The organism is Roseibium sp. AWQ4_290 (genome assembly GCF_056160985.1).
This window is the reverse complement of record NZ_JBSWYG010000011.1, coordinates 1-16,024: the sequence shown is the minus strand read 5'-3', so window position 1 is coordinate 16,024 and position 16,024 is coordinate 1. Positions and strand designations below refer to the sequence as shown.

Below are 16,024 nucleotides of genomic sequence, written 5' to 3'. Positions count from 1 at the left end.
CAGCTCCTGACACATGGTCTTCCAATGCGCCCCATTTGCCTTTTTCAACGGCACCCTCCAGGCTCCCCCCGAACATGGCCGCATACAAGGCTATCTGACCGAAGAATGGCTCCGGCATTGTCCACAGGCGCCAGTCTTCATCAAGGTTCCGGCGCTGCCTTGGACCCTGCTGACGGCGCGCGTTTGCTGAGGGCACCCGTTACTTGAGAGTATAGGTCGCTGGCCCGCGCCGGCCCTCGATTGTGACTGTGCCATCTCCATTCATGGTCAGTTTCTGGCATTCAGAGCCCTTGAACCTTTCCGGCTCCTTGATCGTCCGGCACCACTTGCCGTTTTTGATTTTCCAGGTTCCTGAAAAATTCTGGCTGAGGTTCTTGCCGACTTTCCCGGTAAACGTCCCGTTCGGGTTGATGGTCATGTCGACGCCGCTCCCGGTAAGTTGCTTACCGGCAAATGCAGCGGCAATTGATGTGTCGTCGGCCATGGCGCCGGTCGTCAACGCAACACACAGGGCGGCAACTGAAAAGGCATGCTTGATCATATGAAATCCCAATCCCGTCTGAAAAATTGAAATAGGACTGAAATAGCAACCAGACTTAATTTCGGTGTGACACCACTGGTCATTTTCCCTTCCAGAGTATCCTGCCTTTTCAGACCCGGCCGTGATGCGCGTGCCAATGCCAGGCAATATCGATCCGGCGGGCGATCCACACATCTTCGTGGCCTGCGGCATAGTCCAGGAACCTGGCCAGGGCCGCTGTGCGGCCGGGACGGCCCGCAAGGCGGCAATGAAGGCCGACATTGAGCATCTTGGGCGCCCCGCGCAGGCCCTCCTGATAGAGCGTGTCGAACGCATCCTTCAGATAGGTGAAAAACTGGTCGCCCGAATTGAACCCCTGCGCGGAGGCAAAGCGCATGTCGTTCGTATCGAGCGTATAGGGAATAACCAGATGATCGCCCTGCGGACTGTCAACCCAATAAGGCAGATCATCCGCGTAGCTGTCGGAATCATAGAGGAACCCGCCCTCTTCCTGAATGAGCTGACGGGTGTGTATGGAGCAGCGCCCGGTATACCAGCCGAGCGGGCGGGCCCCGGTCACCTCCTCATGGATTCGGATCGCCTCGCGGATCTGGCGGCGCTCTTCGGCCGCGTCCATGTCCCGGTGTTCAATCCATCTCAAGCCGTGGGACGCGATTTCCCAGTCCGCTTCCTTCATGGCGGCGACGGCTTCGCGGTTGCGCATCAGGGCAGTTGCCACACCAAAGACAGTCACCGGCAAGGACCGCTCGATGAACAGACGCCACATCCGCCAAAACCCGGCCCGTGACCCGTATTCATAAAGGGATTCCATGTTCAAGTGGCGCTGGCCCGGCCAGGGCTCTGCGCCGACAATCTCCGAAAGATACGCCTCGGACGCCGGATCGCCATGGAGAATGTTGTTTTCACCGCCCTCTTCATAGTTGAGGACGAATTGAAGGGCGAGTTTCGCCCCTCCGGGCCACTGCGGATCGGGCGGTGTACGCCCGTATCCGGTCATGTCACGCGGATAGGTCTCTGTCATCATCAGTCCCCAAGAGTCGCCCCGTTACACAGTGCTCCCATCCTGTGCTGCAACGCAAGAGCCTCCAGCGTCAGAGCTTGAGAAACCTAGATTTTACCGGATTGCGTCTTGGCAGCTTCAGTCTATGCCTGCGCACAACAGCCAATGGGGGGCATGAGACCAGGGAATGATGACATGAGACTGACCTCTGCAGGTCTTTTGATGCTGCTGGCCGCCGCGATGACGCTTTTGTCCGGCATTGGATCCACACCGCTGACGGCTGCCTGGGCCAAATCGGAGTACACCGGGGCAGACCTACAACTCACACGGGATCAGGGCCTGAGGCAACGCAGGAAAAGGAACGGTCAGCCACGTCTACGAGTTTGGTTTGGCCGGGAAACTGCCACAACGCGCACGGGCTGCAGCCTGACATCAGCACCAAAACAGGAGCGCTTTCCTGAGGCACCGCCGCCCTTCTCCCTCTCTCCCAGCAGCATCACGGCAGATCCCATCACGACAGAGCCAAGCGTGATGATAAGACCCACTGCCAGCATGACCACGGGCACAACCGGATCATCGGCTGTTAAGACCAGAACCCGCAAATTGCCGATGTTGGACCAGAAGATTGCCCCCAGCACCAACAGTGCAATGACCACACCGGCTGCGCCGTTTATGGCCAGAAGACGCAGCAGCGGCTCCTGCAACACACGCCTGACCGCCTTATTTTCAACCGCCATGTGGCCCTCCACAACATTGCTAACCCGATCGTGAGAAGCCTAGTCTTCTTTTTGAAGTCAGCAACCTGTCAAAACAAACAAATTGGGAAAAGTCTGACCTTTCCGCGCGCCGTCCGCAACGTCACTTTTTTTTTGCGCTGCACGCTTGTTTTATTTCTGAGCGATATATATTAGGCTGATATATCGAACTTGAATACGCAATAGGACATTTTGTCAGGGGCAGCTTCCACAAGAGTGCGTTGTGGTTGCAGGGGCATGATTTTTCCCTTTCCCGCCTGATCTTGTATGGAGACCATCGCCGTATGATCTTGCCCCTGCGGAGAACCCCATGAGCGTGCGCAGCCTGTGCCTGGCAATCCTGTCTTTTGGAGACGCCACCGGATACGAGATCCGCAAGGAATCCACCGATGGCCGGTTCAGCTATTTTGAGGATGCCAGTTTCGGGTCGATCTATCCGGCGCTTGCCCGGCTTGAATCGGAAGGTCTTGTGACGGTGCGCGAAGAGCCCCAGGCTGGCAAACCGGCCCGCAAGGTCTATTCCATCACCGCGGCTGGACGGGAAGAACTGGTCCGGTTCCTGTGCGAACCCCAGGCGCCCGACACATTCCGCTCACCCTTTTTGCTGATTGCTCTTAATGCGGACAAATTGCCGCCGGAGGTCATCCGCCGGGCATTGGAGCGCCAGAAAGCTCAGGTCCGGCAGGAATTGCAGTTGCTGACAGAAACCGATCAGGAATGCAGCCATACCGGATCCAACTGGACCCGCAGCTATGGCATCGGCTGCATGAATTTCACCCTCGCCTATCTCGATGAGCATGGCGATGCCTTGATCAAGATTGCTGAAGACGCGGCCAAAGCTCTTTCCGATGCCGCTGAGTAAGCCAAAACGTCAAAAGTTCCGGAGTACCTATAGATGAAAGTGAAGCTTTCCTACGTTCTGGCAGCGGGTCTCGCCGCAGGCATCGGAATATGGATGTCGAACGGCACGGTTGTTGTCGGCGGTGTCGGAGATGGTGCCAATGCCACACCGGCCCCGGCGGAACGCGCAGCGGAACAGGACGGCCAGATCTTCAAGGTGAAGGTGAAGAAGCTGACCGCCGAAAACCGTCAAGCCATTCTGGAAATCCGTGGCCGGACCGAGGCAGAGGCCAAAGTCTCCGTACGGTCTGAAACCAGCGACGACGTTGTGCGCCGCCCGGCCAGGGAAGGCGCCCATGTGGCCGCAGGCGATGTTCTATGCGCACTGGACAGCGGTGCGCGCAAGGCTGGTATTCTGGAAGCCAAGGCTGTGCTGGCCCAGGCGGAACTGGACCACAAGGCCGCGACCCAGCTGGCAGACAAAGGCTTTACCGCCCAAACGAGAGCCGCTGCCACCCTCGCCAGTCTGGATGCGGCCCGCGCGCGGCTGGAAGAAGCCCAACTGGAGCTGGAACGCACCATTATCCGCTCCCCGATTGCCGGTGTCATTCAAAGCCCCATGGCCGAGATCGGCGCCCAGCTTGACAGCGGCGGGATCTGCGCAACGGTGGTTAATTCCGACCCGATGATCGCCATTGGTCAGGTGTCGGAACTCAATGTGGGCCAGATCAGCATCGGCATGATGGCCGACGTCACCCTGGTGACAGGCGAGACCATGACCGGCAAGGTCCGGTATGTGTCGCCGTCCTCCGACCCGGACACCCGCACCTTCCGCATCGAGGTCGAACTGGCCAATCCGGACGGCAAGGCCCGGGATGGGGTCACGGCTGTGACCCGGCTCGCCCTGCCGGCGGAGAAGGCGCATATGATCTCACCGGGCATCCTCACCCTGAATGACGACGGCATTGTCGGCGTCCGCGCGGTCGATGACCACAACAAGACGGCTTTCTATCCGGTTCAGGTGCTTGGCGGTGGCAGCAACGGCATCTGGGTGGGCGGTCTGCCGGACGAGATCGACGTGATTGTGGTGGGTCAGGAATATGTCGGTGACGGAGAAACCGTCGAACCGGTTCTGGACGTTGCGGAGCTCAGCCAATGATCGACATGCTTGAAGGTGTCCTGCGGCGCCCGAAAACGGTTTTCGTGCTCATGCTCGCCCTTTTGGTGGCTGGCACGTTCAGCTATCTGAGTATTCCGAAAGAAGACAGTCCGGACATTGACGTGCCTGTCTTTTATGTCTCGGTTGTGCAGCAGGGCATCTCGCCTGAAGACGCCGAGCGGCTGCTGGTTCGGCCGATGGAGACCGAATTGCGCGGGCTGGACGGCCTGAAGGAACTGACCGCCATCGCCTCTGAAGGCCATGCGGGCATCATTTTGGAATTCGACATTTCCTTCGACAAGGACGAAGCCCTGGCCGATGTCCGCGACAAGGTGGACACGGCCAAGGGTGAACTTCCCGCCGACGCGGAAGAGCCGACAATCTCGGAAACGAATTTCGCCCTCGTGCCGACCATTACAATCGCGCTGTCCGGCAACGTTCCCGAGCGCACGCTCTATCAGCATGCCCGCCGCCTGAAGGACCTTGTGGAAGCCATCGACACGGTGCGCTCCGCAGACCTGAAGGGCCATCGGGAAGAGTTGCTGGAGGTACTGATCGATTCCCAGAAGCTGGAATCCTACGCCATCACGCAACAGGAACTGCTGGTGTCCCTTGCCGACAACAACCAGCTTGTTCCGGCCGGGTTCATCGATGGTGGCCAGGGACGTTTCAACGTGAAAGTGCCGGGGCTGGTGGAATCTGCCGCCGATGTGCTGTCCCTGCCAATCAAGCAGTCGGGCGAAGGCGTTGTCACCCTCGCCGATGTGGCCGATATCCGACGCACTTTCAAAGATCCCGACTCCTTTACCCTCGTCAACGGCAAGCCCGCCATTGCGCTGGATGTCTCCAAGCGGATCGGCTCCAATATCATCGAGAACAATCTTGCCATCCGCGCCGTGGTGGATGCGGCAACCAAGGACTGGCCGGACACGATCAAGGTCGACTACATGCTGGACATGTCGTCGAACATCCATGAGGTTCTCGGCTCGCTCCAGTCCTCGATCATGACGGCGGTGTTCCTGGTGATGATCCTGGTTCTGGCCGCGCTCGGGCTGCGCTCCGCATTGCTCGTCGGTCTCGCCATTCCAACTTCCTTCATGGTTGGCTTCCTGATCCTGTCCGGCCTTGGCTACACCGTGAACATCATGGTGATGTTCGGCCTTGTGCTGACGGTCGGCCTGCTGGTCGACGGAGCGATCGTCATGGTCGAATATGCGGACCGCAAGGTGAGCGAGGGCATGGAAGACAGGGAGGCCTATATCCGGGCGGCCCGGCTGATGTTCTGGCCGATTGTGTCCTCCACCGCGACCACGCTTGTGGCCTTCCTGCCCATGCTGCTATGGCCGGGCGTGCCAGGCGAATTCATGAGCTACCTGCCGATCATGGTGATCATCGTCCTGACGGCGGCCCTGCTCACGGCCATGGTGTTCCTGCCCGTGACCGGCGGCATCTTTGCCCTGATCACGCATTTCCTGGAAAAATACGCGACCTTACTGCTGGCAATGCTGTTTGGCCTGATCGGCGCAACCGCCACCTTCGCCGCAGCGGCGCCCGCCCTCGGAATGGGATCGGACCAAGGCCTCTCCGCCGGCGCTATCGCAATGCTGCTCTTGGCCGCACTTGTTGCCTTCGCTGCCGTCGGCGTTGCGGCCTATTTCGTGCTGAGGCCTTTCATCGACTGGCGGCGGCGACGGGCGGCCCATCTGGCGGCGGAAGACGCAGAAGAGCCAGTCAAACACCACCGCGCGGTCACATTTGTCTCCCTCGCCTTTGAGGTGGCCGCTCTCTGGTTTGCGGTGCAGTTCGCCTTCTTCCTGGTGTCCACCAGACCGGCCATGCTGTTCACTCCGATTGAAGCCGTGCTCGGCGTTCTGTCAGGGATCGCCAAGCCGCTTGCGTTCCTGTCCGGCCCCAACGAGGTGGAAACCCTGTTCTACGTGACCGTGATCGGGCTGACGGTCCTGGCGCTGTGGGCCGCCTATAAAACCATGTCGCCCCTGGTGGATCTGCTGGAACGCCTGTTTGGCCGCCTGCGCCGGGGCCAAAAGACCCCGGCGCCAGACAGCGCCAAACCGGCTGAGCTCAGCTATGACGCCAGCACCGTTAAAGGTTTCACCGGACTTTATGTCCGTCACCTGAAGCTGCTGGCGGGCACTCCCGTGGGCAACGTGCTGACGATCGTATTCGTTCTTGGAACCTGCTATGCCATCTTTGCCGCGTTTTCCTCGAACCCGACCGGGGTCATATTCTTCGTCGATGAGGAGCCGGATCAGGCGGTTGTCTTGGTCTCGGCCCGTGGCAACATGTCGGCCGCCGAATCCCTGCAGATCGTCAAACAGGTGGAAGCGGAAGTCCTTCAGACCAAGGGCATTCAAAATGTTATCACCTCCGCCTTTCCCCCGGGAGGCGGCAGCGGCCCCGACTTCATTGGCGGGGTTCAGGACAAGCCTGCCGATGTGATCGGCGAAATGTCTCTGGAACTGGCAAAATATTGCTGCCGCCGGACGGCTGCGGAGATCTTTGCCGAAATCCGCGACCGCACGGCCGACATTCCCGGCATCAAGGTCGAGACCCGCAAGATCGAGGGCGGACCGCCTACGGGCAAGGATATCCAGCTTGAAGTGACCTCGACCGACTATAACGAGATGGTCGCCCAGGTCGCCCGGATCCGCAAACATCTGGACAGCATGGACCACCTTCTGGACCAGGAGGATGACCGCCCCCTGCCCGGGATCGAGTGGCAGATTTCCATCGACCGGGAACAGGCGGGCCGCTACCAGGCCGGAATCGGCTCGGTCGGCAACATGGTCCAGCTGGTGACAAACGGGGTTCTGATCGGCACCTACCGGCCGGCGGATTCCGAAGATGAGGTCGACATCCGTGTGCGCCTTCCGGCCGATGAGCGCACGCTGGACCGATTCGACCAGCTGCGCCTTCAAACCCAACTCGGTCTGGTGCCGATTGCCAACTTCATTGACCGGACCCCGGAAAAGAAAGTGTCCTCGATCACCCGGCGGGACGGGCTCTATTCCATGATGATCAAGGCGACGGTGGACAAGGCTGCGCTGGATGAGGACGGAAAGCCGGTCACGGTCGACAGCAAGGTGCAGGAGCTGACCCAGTGGCTGGATGCCCAGACATTCCCTGACAATGTCTATCTGAAGTTCCGAGGTGCAGATGAAGACCAGAAGGAATCGGGCGAGTTCCTGATGAAGGCCATGATTGCCTCCCTGTTCCTGATGTTCCTGATCCTGCTGACCCAGTTCAACTCCTTCTATCAGACGCTCCTGACCCTCTCCACGGTGGTCATGTCGGTCATGGGGGTTCTGCTGGGCATGCTGCTGACGGGGCAGAAATTCTCGATCATCATGACGGGCACCGGGGTCGTGGCGCTGGCAGGGATTGTGGTGAACAACGCCATCGTCCTGATCGACACCTATAACCGGTTCCGCCATGACGGTTTCGAGCCGCTGGATGCGATCCTGAAAACCTCCGGCCAACGGATCCGCCCGATCCTGCTGACGACGGTAACCACGATCGTCGGTCTGGTGCCAATGGCAACCGCCGTCAATCTGGACTTCTTCACCCAGACTGTTGCGGTGGGCGGGATCACGGCCATCTGGTGGATCCAGCTGTCCACGGCGGTGATCTCCGGCCTCGCCTTCTCCACGATCCTGACCCTCGTCATGGTCCCCGTCATGATTGCCCTGCCCAGCACCTGGATGGCCCTGTTCCGGGCACTCTGGCAGCGGATCTCCGGTGCGCGCAACCCGTCCTCGGTGCCCGCGGCCGGAACGCTGGACACTCCCGGCCCCGGCCCGGATCAGGATGTGGAATGGGTGGAGCCGGACATGGACAAGGACCGGCCAGCGGCCAAGGTGGTCACGATGCCCAAACCGGCACCGCCCAAGGTTCCGCCCGGCGAGGAGCCTCCGCTCGCCGCCGAATAATCCGGCCCTAAAATTCCGGACCGCCAAATCTGGCGGTCCGGAACGTTTCTTGACATACGGCCGCCTCTCTTTCGCGCGCGCGTCCCTCCCCAATGTTGCATGTTCTTAAGGGACGCAGCATTGTGCCGGCTTGTCGTACCTCCGGTCCTCTTCAGAGCAAGGGTCCCATCCTCCAACCACTTGCATTGCGGCATAGTCCACCGTATTTAGTTGTACATTGCAACTATCAAGCAAGGCCTTTCATCATGACCGTTTCCCCAGCCCTCGTCTTCGAAATCCGCGCCGCCTCGCGGCAGCTCGTGCGGGAGTTCGGGTTTCTCGACAAGACCATCGCCGGAACGGATCTGTCCGGCTCAGCCGTCCATGCCCTTCTGGAGATCAGCCTTTTTCCCGGACTGACCGCCAAGGAGCTGGCGACGCGGCTGAAGCTTGAAAAGTCGACCATCAGCCGCCTGCTGAAATCTCTGGAGGCCCGGGGGGAGATCCTGCAGACGCAGCTGAAGGAAGATGGCCGCGCTTATGGCCTGAGCCTCACGCCGCATGGCCGGGAGACTTGCGCGCGGATCGACCGCTTTGGCGATCAGCAGGCCCGGGGGGCACTCGCCCGCAGCAGCGCCCTCGCTCCTCAAGAGATCGCCGACGCGCTTACAGCCTATGCGGACGGACTTGCGGGGGCGCAGAACGCCCCTTCTGAGGTGGAGGCGTCCCTTGAAATCTTGGAAGGCTATCAGACCGGCATGATCGGAGATCTTGCCGCCCTGCATGCCCGAACCCACGGACCAATTGTCGGCATGGGCCCCGCCTTCGAGAGCGTCGTCACGAAGGCCATGGCCGAGTTCATGCAGCGTATCGGCCATCCTCTCAACAACAGCTGGAGCGTGATTGAGGATGGCCAAGTCGTCGGCTCCATAACCATCGACGGGGAAGACCTGGACGGCAACATTGCCCATCTGCGCTGGTTCATCCTGTCCGAAAAGCTGCGTGGCAAGGGCATTGGCAAAGCGCTGCTTCTGAAAGCCCTTCACCATTGCGACGCCAACGGATTTGACGAGATCCATCTGTGGACCCTGAAAGGGCTGGAGGCGGCCAGGGCCCTTTATGAACACAACGGGTTCGTGCTGGTCGAAGAGTATATCGGCGATCAATGGGGCAAGGCGGTCGCCGAACAGAAATTTGTGCGCAAGAAAGCCTGAGCCCCGCTCAGCTTAGTCCGACCAGAGGGCTGGGTCACTCCAGGCCTCTGGAACAATCAGGCGTCCCGATGAACTGGCGGCACCGCCATCAAGCTGAACCGACTGCCAGGCCCCCTTCCACTCCAACGGAATGGGACAGGGGGGCTCGACAAGATGGTCCGGCTTGAATCCGAACCGGGCGTAGTATCGAGGATCCCCGAGAACCAGCACCTGCGAGACCGTCGCTCTCAGTTGATCGAGGCCAGAACGGACCAGAGCTGAGCCAATACCGCGTTTTTGAAGTCCTGTAGACACGCATAGCGGGCCCAGCAGGGAAGCGGCGATGCCGCCCGGATCAACTGTGCAAGGTGTAAAGATGACATGCCCAACAGGCTTGCCGCCGCAAGTTGCCATGAGAGACTGCACCGGCACGGTGCCCATAATCAGTCGTGTCACCAGGGGGAACAGGTCTTCATCCGGAAACGCGTCGATATAGAGCTGCCGCAAACTGCCCAGGTCCCGGATCCCAGCACTGTGGATGTCAATCTCCTGTGTCACCTGCGGCTCCTCTTTATGGATGCACATTCAATCAAGTCTTTGGAGCACGCCACAGGGCGATGAGGGGCATCGTACAAGATGTGCGACACGGCGGAACACGATCATGTCGTGGCCTTGGGTGGCTCTTTCGCCCGCTGCCTGTGTCTCACCGCTTTCCCGGCCAACCTGGCCGACCTGCGCGTTTTCTGACAGCAAACCTGAAAAAAACATCCGATAGGGTCTTATTTGGCGAGGCGGGTATTAGCCACCGTGGTCCTTGTCCCGGTCCGCCAAATTGTCCAGATCCGTATCGTCTTCGTCACCATCGTCATCCAGCGCCATCGTCGCGTCGGCCAGAAGCAATTTGCGGTGGGCGCGGCAGGACATGGGGATCGTCAGAAGATAAAGAACTGCCGCCGCCGCCAGCATGCGGAACGGATAGCTGACCGTCAGAGCGACGATCAGAACGGCGGCGACAATCAGCGGCAGCACGAAATCCCGCCGCACCCGCGTGCCCAGGGTTTTGCCGGAAAAGGTCGGCAGGCGGCTAATCACCAGATAGGAAATGGCAATCGTATAGGCCGCGACAAAGGCAGCTTCGGCAAACCAGTGAGGGAACAGGCCGAGAAAATCCAGATAAAGCGGCAGCAGCACGATCAACGCACCGGCCGGGGCCGGAACACCGGTGAAGAACCGGGCGGTCCAGGCAGGCTTGTCCGGATCATCCAGCGCCACATTGAAGCGCGCCAGCCGCAGGGCCATGGAAATGGCAAAGATCAGCGCGGCAATCCAGCCGAGATTGCCCGCTTCCTTGAGCAGCCACAGATACAGCATCAGCGCCGGGACGACGCCGAAATTGACAAAATCCGACAGGGAATCCAGCTCGGCTCCAAAGCGGGACGTGCCTTTCATCAGCCGGGCAACCCGGCCGTCAAGCCCATCCAGAACGGCGGCAACCAGAACCGCGCCAACGGCAAACTCCCAGCGCCCCTCAAAGGCCATGCGCACGGCGGTCAGGCCGGAGCACAGGGCCAGCACCGTGACCAAATTGGGCACGATCAGCCGCATCGGCACCCGTTTGAAGCGGGGCGGTCTTGCCGCGCCGGAGGACGCTCCGCTCTCTTCGCGCGCTGCAGATCGGGCATTTTGAGTGCCGGGGCCAGAGCTGTCTGGAGCAGGGGCTCCTGTCTCTGGGGCATTGGGATCGGAGGAAGCGGACACGTCAGCCCTCACCCCACTCGGGTCACGGGCTGGGCGGGGGCCTGTGGCTGGGCGAGATCCGCCAGCACGGTTTCCCCGGCTATCATGGTCTGGCCCAGGGCTACTTTCGGCTGGGTTCCAGCCGGGAAATAGACATCAAGACGGGAGCCGAACCGGATCAGGCCGAAGCGCTCCCCGGCGGAAATCGTTTCGCCTTCGCGCACGAAACAGACGATACGCCGGGCGACAAGACCGGCAATCTGCACCACACCGATTTTGGCCCCGCCCGTTTCAATCACGAGCCCGTTGCGTTCGTTGTCGTCACTGGCCTTGTCCAGCTCCGCATTCAGGAATTTCCCCGCCCGGTAGGCCACCCGCAGGATCTTGCCGCCGACCGGCGCCCGGTTAACGTGGCAATTGAAAACATTCATGAAGATGGAGACGCGCATCAGCGCTTCGCCGCCCAGTTCCAGTTCGGCCGGCGGATGGGCCAGTCCCACATGGCTGACAACCCCATCAGCCGGAGAAATGACCAGCCCTTCGCCAAGCGGGGTCACCCGTTTGGGATCGCGGAAGAAATAGCAGACCCAGCCGGTCAGGAAGAGGCCGATCCAGAACAGGGGATCAACAAACCAGCCAATGACCAGGGTCGCGACCAGCGCAATCGCGATGAACGGCCAGCCCTCCCGGTGGATCGGCACGACGGCTTTGGTGATGGAATCCACAATCGACATCAAACTCTTCCGGCTTCTAAACGGCATGGTCCGGGTTCGCCGGGCAACTTGAAGCCCCTTGAAGGCATCCGGTGGCACCTGTTGCGCTTTCTGGTTCAGACGCTTCTAGAGGCTTTTTTGTCCGAAGAGAACCGGTCTCGCGCGTTTTGCGCGCAATTGTGCACATCAGGCCACAGACCGGCTTCAGCCGCGTCAACCGGCCGCCTTGCGGTAATCGGTCTCCCAATAGGCCGGCCGGCCATATTTGTAAATCAGGAAATCGACCAGAACGGTCACCTTCGGCGGAATGAACCGGGCGGGCGGATAGACAGCATAGATATTGCCGGTTCTGGCAATCGGGAAGTTGGACATGACCTCCACGAGCCGCCCGTCGCGCAGATCTTCCCAGACATGAGCGATGGATTTCACCGTCAGTCCAAGACCGAACAAAGCAGCATCATAGGCAAAATCGCCATTGTCTCCGGAAATGACCGGATCCTCTAGCGGATAAACGATTTCCCCCTCCGGCCCCTGAAAGTACCAGACAGGCATCGAATCCAGGCGGATGCAATCATGATTTCGCAGATCTTCCGGTGTCTTGGGTGTCCCTTTGCGGGCGATATAATCCGGGCTGGCGCAAAGCACTCGCGCATTCCCGCCAAGTTTGCGGGCGACCAGGCTGGAATTGGGTAACTGCGCCCCGCGAATGCCCATGTCATAACCGTCAGCAACCAGATCGACCATTTGGTCGCTCATATCCACTTCCAGGCGCAAATCAGGGTAAAGCTGACGGAATTCCGCCAGATAGGGCAGAATATGCTTGCGGCCGAAAAAGACATTTGCTGACATCTTGAGCGTGCCCCGGGGTGCATCCTCGGCCGCGTCGATCAAGGCCCGCGCCCGGTCCATCTCCTCAAGCGCATTGGCAGAATGACGCAGGAACACCTGGCCCGCTTCCGTCAGCCCGGTCCGGCGGGTGGTGCGGGCCACAAGCTGGGACCCGATTTCCTTTTCCAATGTGCTCAAACGGCTGCTGGCCGCAGATGGAGACAGGCCAAATTCCCGGCCCGCTGCCGACAGGCTCCCGAGTTCGGCGACACGCTGGAAGAACTTCAGATCATCAAGGCGCATTATTCGAAACTTTCGAAAGATCCTTCCCACACTAACCCAATTCTTCGAAGAAACACAATGTGCGACAAAGCCTGTGTCCAACAGAAGGAGCCAGCCATGATGCATACGAGAGACATTTACGAACATCGTGCGCGCCAGGAACGCCAAAAGGAACTGCGCGCCATGATGCGGGCCCTGATCCGGCTCCTGTCCGGCAGCTCAGCCCGCCAAACCTGTCAGCCCTCCGGCGGCGCGGCGCTCCGGGACAATGACAACCGGCGGGATGTGGCATGCCCCATGGGCCGGGACGGCCCCCGCAGCACTGGCGGAGCGATGGTTCGGCGAACCGGTTGAACAAAGGGATCGCCCGCCTGACACCCGCCCGCCCCTCTTGCCGGGAGCGCCGTTATTTCGCCGGAACGTAATCCGCCGTCCGGCCGCGGGTAACGATCCCCAGTTCGTCGTTATCCCGTGCGGCGCGCAGCCGCTCCTCGGCTTCGTCGGCTTCTCTCTGGCGCGCCCACATGGAGGCATAAAGACCGTCTTTTGCAAGCAGGTCCTGATGGGTGCCACGCTCGGCAATCTGCCCTGCCTCCAGCACAATGATCTGATCCGCGTTGACCACTGTCGACAGCCGGTGCGCAATCACCAGCGTGGTCCGGTCCCGCGCCACCTGATCCAGCGCAGACTGGATTTCCCGCTCCGTATGGGTGTCGAGCGCGGAGGTCGCCTCGTCCAGAATGAGAATGGGCGGGGACTTCAGGATCGTCCGGGCAATGGCGACCCGCTGTTTTTCGCCCCCGGACAGTTTGAGCCCGCGTTCCCCCACTTCAGAGCCGTAGCCTCCGGGGAGGTTTTCGATGAAGTCGTGGATCTGTGCCATCCGGGCGGCCTCGCGGACCTCTTCGTCACTGGCCTCCGGTCGGCCGTAGCGTATGTTGTAGGCAATCGTGTCGTTAAAGAGCACCGTGTCCTGGGGCACCATGCCGATCATCTTCCGGACGCTGGCCTGGGTGACGTCGCGCACATCCTGGCCGTCAATCTCAACCGATCCGCCGGTGACATCATAAAAGCGGAACAGCAAGCGGGAAATGGTCGACTTGCCGGCCCCCGACGGGCCGACGATGGCAATCGTCTTGCCCGCCGGCACTTCAAAATCGATGCCCTTCAGGATCGGGCGGTCCGGGTCATAGTGAAATTCGACAGCCTTGAACGCGATGCTGCCGCCCTCGGTCCGAAGCGGCCCGGCCTCTTCTTTGTCCTTGATTTCGGTGGGTACCAGCAACAGGTCGAACATCGCCTCAATATCGGCCAGCCCCTGACGGATTTCCCGGTAGAGGAAGCCGATGAAGTTCAGCGGAACGGAGATCTGCATCAGCAGCGCGTTGATCAGCACAAACTCACCGATATTCTGCTCTCCCGCCATGACCGCCCGGGCCGACAGCGCCATGCAGGCGGCCATGCCGATGCCCAGGATCACCGCCTGTCCCAGGTTCAGCCAGGCCAGAGAGGTCCAGGTTCGGGTGGCGGCCCGTTCGTACTTCTCCATGGAGACGTCAAAGCGCGCCGCTTCCATCTTTTCGTTGCCAAAATATTTGACCGTTTCGAAATTGAGCAGACTGTCGATGGCCTTGGAATTGGCATCCGTATCGCTGTCATTCATTTCCCGCCGGATGCTGATGCGCCAGTTGGAGCATTTGATCGTGAACCAGACATAGGCAACGATCATCACCGCAACAATGACCACATAGACAAAGCCGAACTGGTACCAGATCACCGCTGCCATCACGGCGAATTCGAAGATGGTCGGAATGCCGTTCAAAATGGTGAAGCGGACAATCGCCTCAATCCCCTTTACACCGCGCTCGATCACCCGGCTGAGGCCACCGGTGCGGCGCGCCAGATGGAAGCGCAAGGAAAGCTGATGAAGGTGTCGAAAGGTCAGATTGGCCAGCTGGCGCACCGCATGCTGGCCAACACTGGCAAACAGCGCATCGCGCAGCTGGTTAAAGGCCACCGCCAGGACCCGGGCCGCGTTATAGGCCAGCACCAGCATGACCGGCGCCACCAGGAAGGCCGAAAGGTGGCTGCTTTCTCCGGTCAGGGCGTCGGTCGCCCAGGCAAAGAAATAGGGCGACAAAACAGTCACAATCTTGGCAACAATCAGGGCGGCAACCGCCCAGACCACCCGCCGTTTCAGATCCGGGCGGGTCTCCGGCCAGATATAGGGCCACAAATTGGCGAGGGTTTTCAGCGTGTTGCCTTCGTCGGCACTCACGGCCTTCGGAGAGGTCTGCTGGCCCTGTGATGTTTGGCTGCCGGACGCCACGCGGGAAGATCCTCGCGGCGGGGTGGCGGATCGGTCGGTCAATTCTGATCTCCAGACTGCCAGGGGCAGCGGTTTATCGTGATGGGGCTGACACCGGACGGTCCGGGTCACGGCCGGCGGCACAAACCGGCTAGCTTAACTTCAATTCTTTCCAAAGTGCTGCGGAACAGGCGGCAGCGCGATTTAATTTGTCCCGGTTCAAAACATAGTGGCAATTTCGGCCCCGCGTATCGCAGGACAACAGACCGGCCTCCTTCAGCACCTGCAGATGCTGGGACACAGTCGATTGTGCAAGGGGAAGACAGTCAACGATCTGGCCGCAGCAGGCTTCATTCTTCAGCGCGAGCTGTTTGATAATGGCAAGTCGCGCCGGGTGGCCCAGCGCCCGGAACAAAGAGGCAAGGTCTTCACATTCCGCCCATTCCTCCTGAAGACCGGCACTTTTTTGCAAGACCGTATCCTTTGCTCCGCCCATATCCTTCCCTCACACTGGCCCATACCAGGCCGTGCCCTGAATTTATCGTAAATATGCGATGGATCTGCCCGAAGGCAAGTGGAAAAGATGGTTCGTTGTCTAATTCCGGCCTCACAGTCAAGTCCCAAGCCTTGTTGCCTCCTCACCAGGTCCACGGTTGTCTTCGAAGTCGCTGCCAGCAGGGTCTGTGGAGCGCTTCATGATAGGACCCTTTGACTTTGGCCTCCCAAGGTATAAAGCGCC

14 protein-coding genes are annotated in these 16,024 nt (G+C 60.2%); 5 read left to right on the top strand and 9 right to left on the bottom strand.

The window, feature by feature from the left end; translation table 11 throughout:
• Nucleotides 1-199: 199 nt before the first annotated feature.
• From ACXAH0_RS12475 to ACXAH0_RS12465, 3 genes are all read right to left on the bottom strand, one after another.
• Nucleotides 200-541 (bottom strand): hypothetical protein, encoded by a 342-nt coding sequence (locus tag ACXAH0_RS12475; RefSeq protein WP_475191591.1) that lies wholly within the window; start codon nt 539-541, stop codon nt 200-202.
• A gap of 109 nt (nt 542-650) precedes the next feature.
• Nucleotides 651-1,562 (bottom strand): allantoinase PuuE, encoded by a 912-nt coding sequence (gene puuE / locus ACXAH0_RS12470; RefSeq protein WP_475175306.1) that lies wholly within the window; start codon nt 1,560-1,562, stop codon nt 651-653.
• Nucleotides 1,563-1,906: 344 nt separating this feature from the next.
• Nucleotides 1,907-2,278 (bottom strand): hypothetical protein, encoded by a 372-nt coding sequence (locus ACXAH0_RS12465; RefSeq protein WP_475191590.1) that lies wholly within the window; start codon nt 2,276-2,278, stop codon nt 1,907-1,909.
• A 328-nt stretch (nt 2,279-2,606) separates the two neighbouring features.
• On the opposite strand from ACXAH0_RS12465, the gene ACXAH0_RS12460 reads away from it, so the two are divergent.
• The 4 genes from ACXAH0_RS12460 to ACXAH0_RS12445 all read left to right on the top strand — a co-directional run bounded on the left by ACXAH0_RS12460 (nt 2,607) and on the right by ACXAH0_RS12445 (nt 9,438).
• Nucleotides 2,607-3,158, top strand: a complete 552-nt coding sequence (locus ACXAH0_RS12460; protein WP_475191588.1) for a helix-turn-helix transcriptional regulator — start codon at nt 2,607-2,609, stop codon at nt 3,156-3,158.
• 33 nt (nt 3,159-3,191) lie between these two features.
• Entirely contained in the window at nt 3,192-4,295 is a 1,104-nt protein-coding gene (locus ACXAH0_RS12455; RefSeq protein WP_475191587.1) for an efflux RND transporter periplasmic adaptor subunit, read from the top strand.
• Complete coding sequence (locus tag ACXAH0_RS12450; RefSeq protein ID WP_475191585.1) at nt 4,292-8,245, top strand: efflux RND transporter permease subunit; 3,954 nt, start codon at nt 4,292-4,294, stop codon at nt 8,243-8,245. Before ACXAH0_RS12455 ends, ACXAH0_RS12450 begins: the two co-directional genes overlap by 4 nt.
• 245 nt (nt 8,246-8,490) lie before the next feature.
• A complete protein-coding gene (locus ACXAH0_RS12445; RefSeq protein ID WP_475175314.1) occupies nt 8,491-9,438 on the top strand; it encodes a helix-turn-helix domain-containing GNAT family N-acetyltransferase in 948 nt (315 codons plus the stop codon).
• A gap of 12 nt (nt 9,439-9,450) precedes the next feature.
• On the opposite strand, the gene ACXAH0_RS12440 is transcribed toward ACXAH0_RS12445, so the two are convergent.
• From ACXAH0_RS12440 to ACXAH0_RS12425, 4 genes are all read right to left on the bottom strand, one after another.
• Nucleotides 9,451-9,975 carry a GNAT family N-acetyltransferase gene (locus ACXAH0_RS12440; RefSeq protein ID WP_475175317.1) on the bottom strand — a complete coding sequence of 175 codons (525 nt, stop codon included), beginning with the start codon at nt 9,973-9,975 and terminating at the stop codon, nt 9,451-9,453.
• 240 nt (nt 9,976-10,215) lie between these two features.
• Entirely contained in the window at nt 10,216-11,028 is an 813-nt protein-coding gene (locus tag ACXAH0_RS12435) for a CDP-alcohol phosphatidyltransferase family protein (protein WP_475175340.1), read from the bottom strand.
• A 155-nt stretch (nt 11,029-11,183) separates the two neighbouring features.
• Nucleotides 11,184-11,915, bottom strand: coding sequence for a phosphatidylserine decarboxylase (locus ACXAH0_RS12430; protein WP_475191583.1), 732 nt, complete (start codon nt 11,913-11,915; stop codon nt 11,184-11,186).
• A 165-nt stretch (nt 11,916-12,080) separates the two neighbouring features.
• Nucleotides 12,081-12,998 carry a LysR family transcriptional regulator gene (locus ACXAH0_RS12425; RefSeq protein WP_475191581.1) on the bottom strand — a complete coding sequence of 306 codons (918 nt, stop codon included), beginning with the start codon at nt 12,996-12,998 and terminating at the stop codon, nt 12,081-12,083.
• A 96-nt stretch (nt 12,999-13,094) separates the two neighbouring features.
• Here ACXAH0_RS12425 and ACXAH0_RS12420 point away from each other — a divergent pair, with 96 nt between their 5' ends.
• Nucleotides 13,095-13,331, top strand: a complete 237-nt coding sequence (locus ACXAH0_RS12420) for a hypothetical protein (RefSeq protein ID WP_475175322.1) — start codon at nt 13,095-13,097, stop codon at nt 13,329-13,331.
• Nucleotides 13,332-13,383: 52 nt separating this feature from the next.
• Here ACXAH0_RS12420 and ACXAH0_RS12415 read toward each other — a convergent pair whose 3' ends face one another.
• Together ACXAH0_RS12415 and ACXAH0_RS12410 are read right to left on the bottom strand one after the other, a co-directional pair.
• Nucleotides 13,384-15,306: an ABCB family ABC transporter ATP-binding protein/permease gene (locus tag ACXAH0_RS12415; RefSeq protein ID WP_475191579.1), complete on the bottom strand. Its 1,923-nt coding sequence runs from the start codon at nt 15,304-15,306 to the stop codon at nt 13,384-13,386.
• A 130-nt stretch (nt 15,307-15,436) separates the two neighbouring features.
• Nucleotides 15,437-15,781: an ArsR/SmtB family transcription factor gene (locus tag ACXAH0_RS12410; RefSeq protein WP_475175326.1), complete on the bottom strand. Its 345-nt coding sequence runs from the start codon at nt 15,779-15,781 to the stop codon at nt 15,437-15,439.
• Between the last annotated feature and the right edge of the window lie 243 nt (nt 15,782-16,024).

Excerpts from the sequence above, each read along its gene's own strand:
- ACXAH0_RS12430 (WP_475191583.1), bottom strand. The coding sequence starts at position 11,915 with ATGCCGTTTAGAAGCCGGAAGAGTTTGATGTCGATTGTGGATTCCATC.
- ACXAH0_RS12465 (WP_475191590.1), bottom strand. The coding sequence starts at position 2,278 with ATGGCGGTTGAAAATAAGGCGGTCAGGCGTGTGTTGCAGGAGCCGCTG.
- ACXAH0_RS12455 (WP_475191587.1), top strand. The coding sequence starts at position 3,192 with ATGAAAGTGAAGCTTTCCTACGTTCTGGCAGCGGGTCTCGCCGCAGGC.
- puuE (WP_475175306.1), bottom strand. The coding sequence starts at position 1,562 with ATGACAGAGACCTATCCGCGTGACATGACCGGATACGGGCGTACACCG.
- ACXAH0_RS12475 (WP_475191591.1), bottom strand. The coding sequence starts at position 541 with ATGATCAAGCATGCCTTTTCAGTTGCCGCCCTGTGTGTTGCGTTGACG.
- ACXAH0_RS12425 (WP_475191581.1), bottom strand. The coding sequence starts at position 12,998 with ATGCGCCTTGATGATCTGAAGTTCTTCCAGCGTGTCGCCGAACTCGGG.
- ACXAH0_RS12445 (WP_475175314.1), top strand. The coding sequence starts at position 8,491 with ATGACCGTTTCCCCAGCCCTCGTCTTCGAAATCCGCGCCGCCTCGCGG.
- ACXAH0_RS12460 (WP_475191588.1), top strand. The coding sequence starts at position 2,607 with ATGAGCGTGCGCAGCCTGTGCCTGGCAATCCTGTCTTTTGGAGACGCC.
- ACXAH0_RS12450 (WP_475191585.1), top strand. The coding sequence starts at position 4,292 with ATGATCGACATGCTTGAAGGTGTCCTGCGGCGCCCGAAAACGGTTTTC.
- ACXAH0_RS12420 (WP_475175322.1), top strand. The coding sequence starts at position 13,095 with ATGATGCATACGAGAGACATTTACGAACATCGTGCGCGCCAGGAACGC.
- ACXAH0_RS12410 (WP_475175326.1), bottom strand. The coding sequence starts at position 15,781 with ATGGGCGGAGCAAAGGATACGGTCTTGCAAAAAAGTGCCGGTCTTCAG.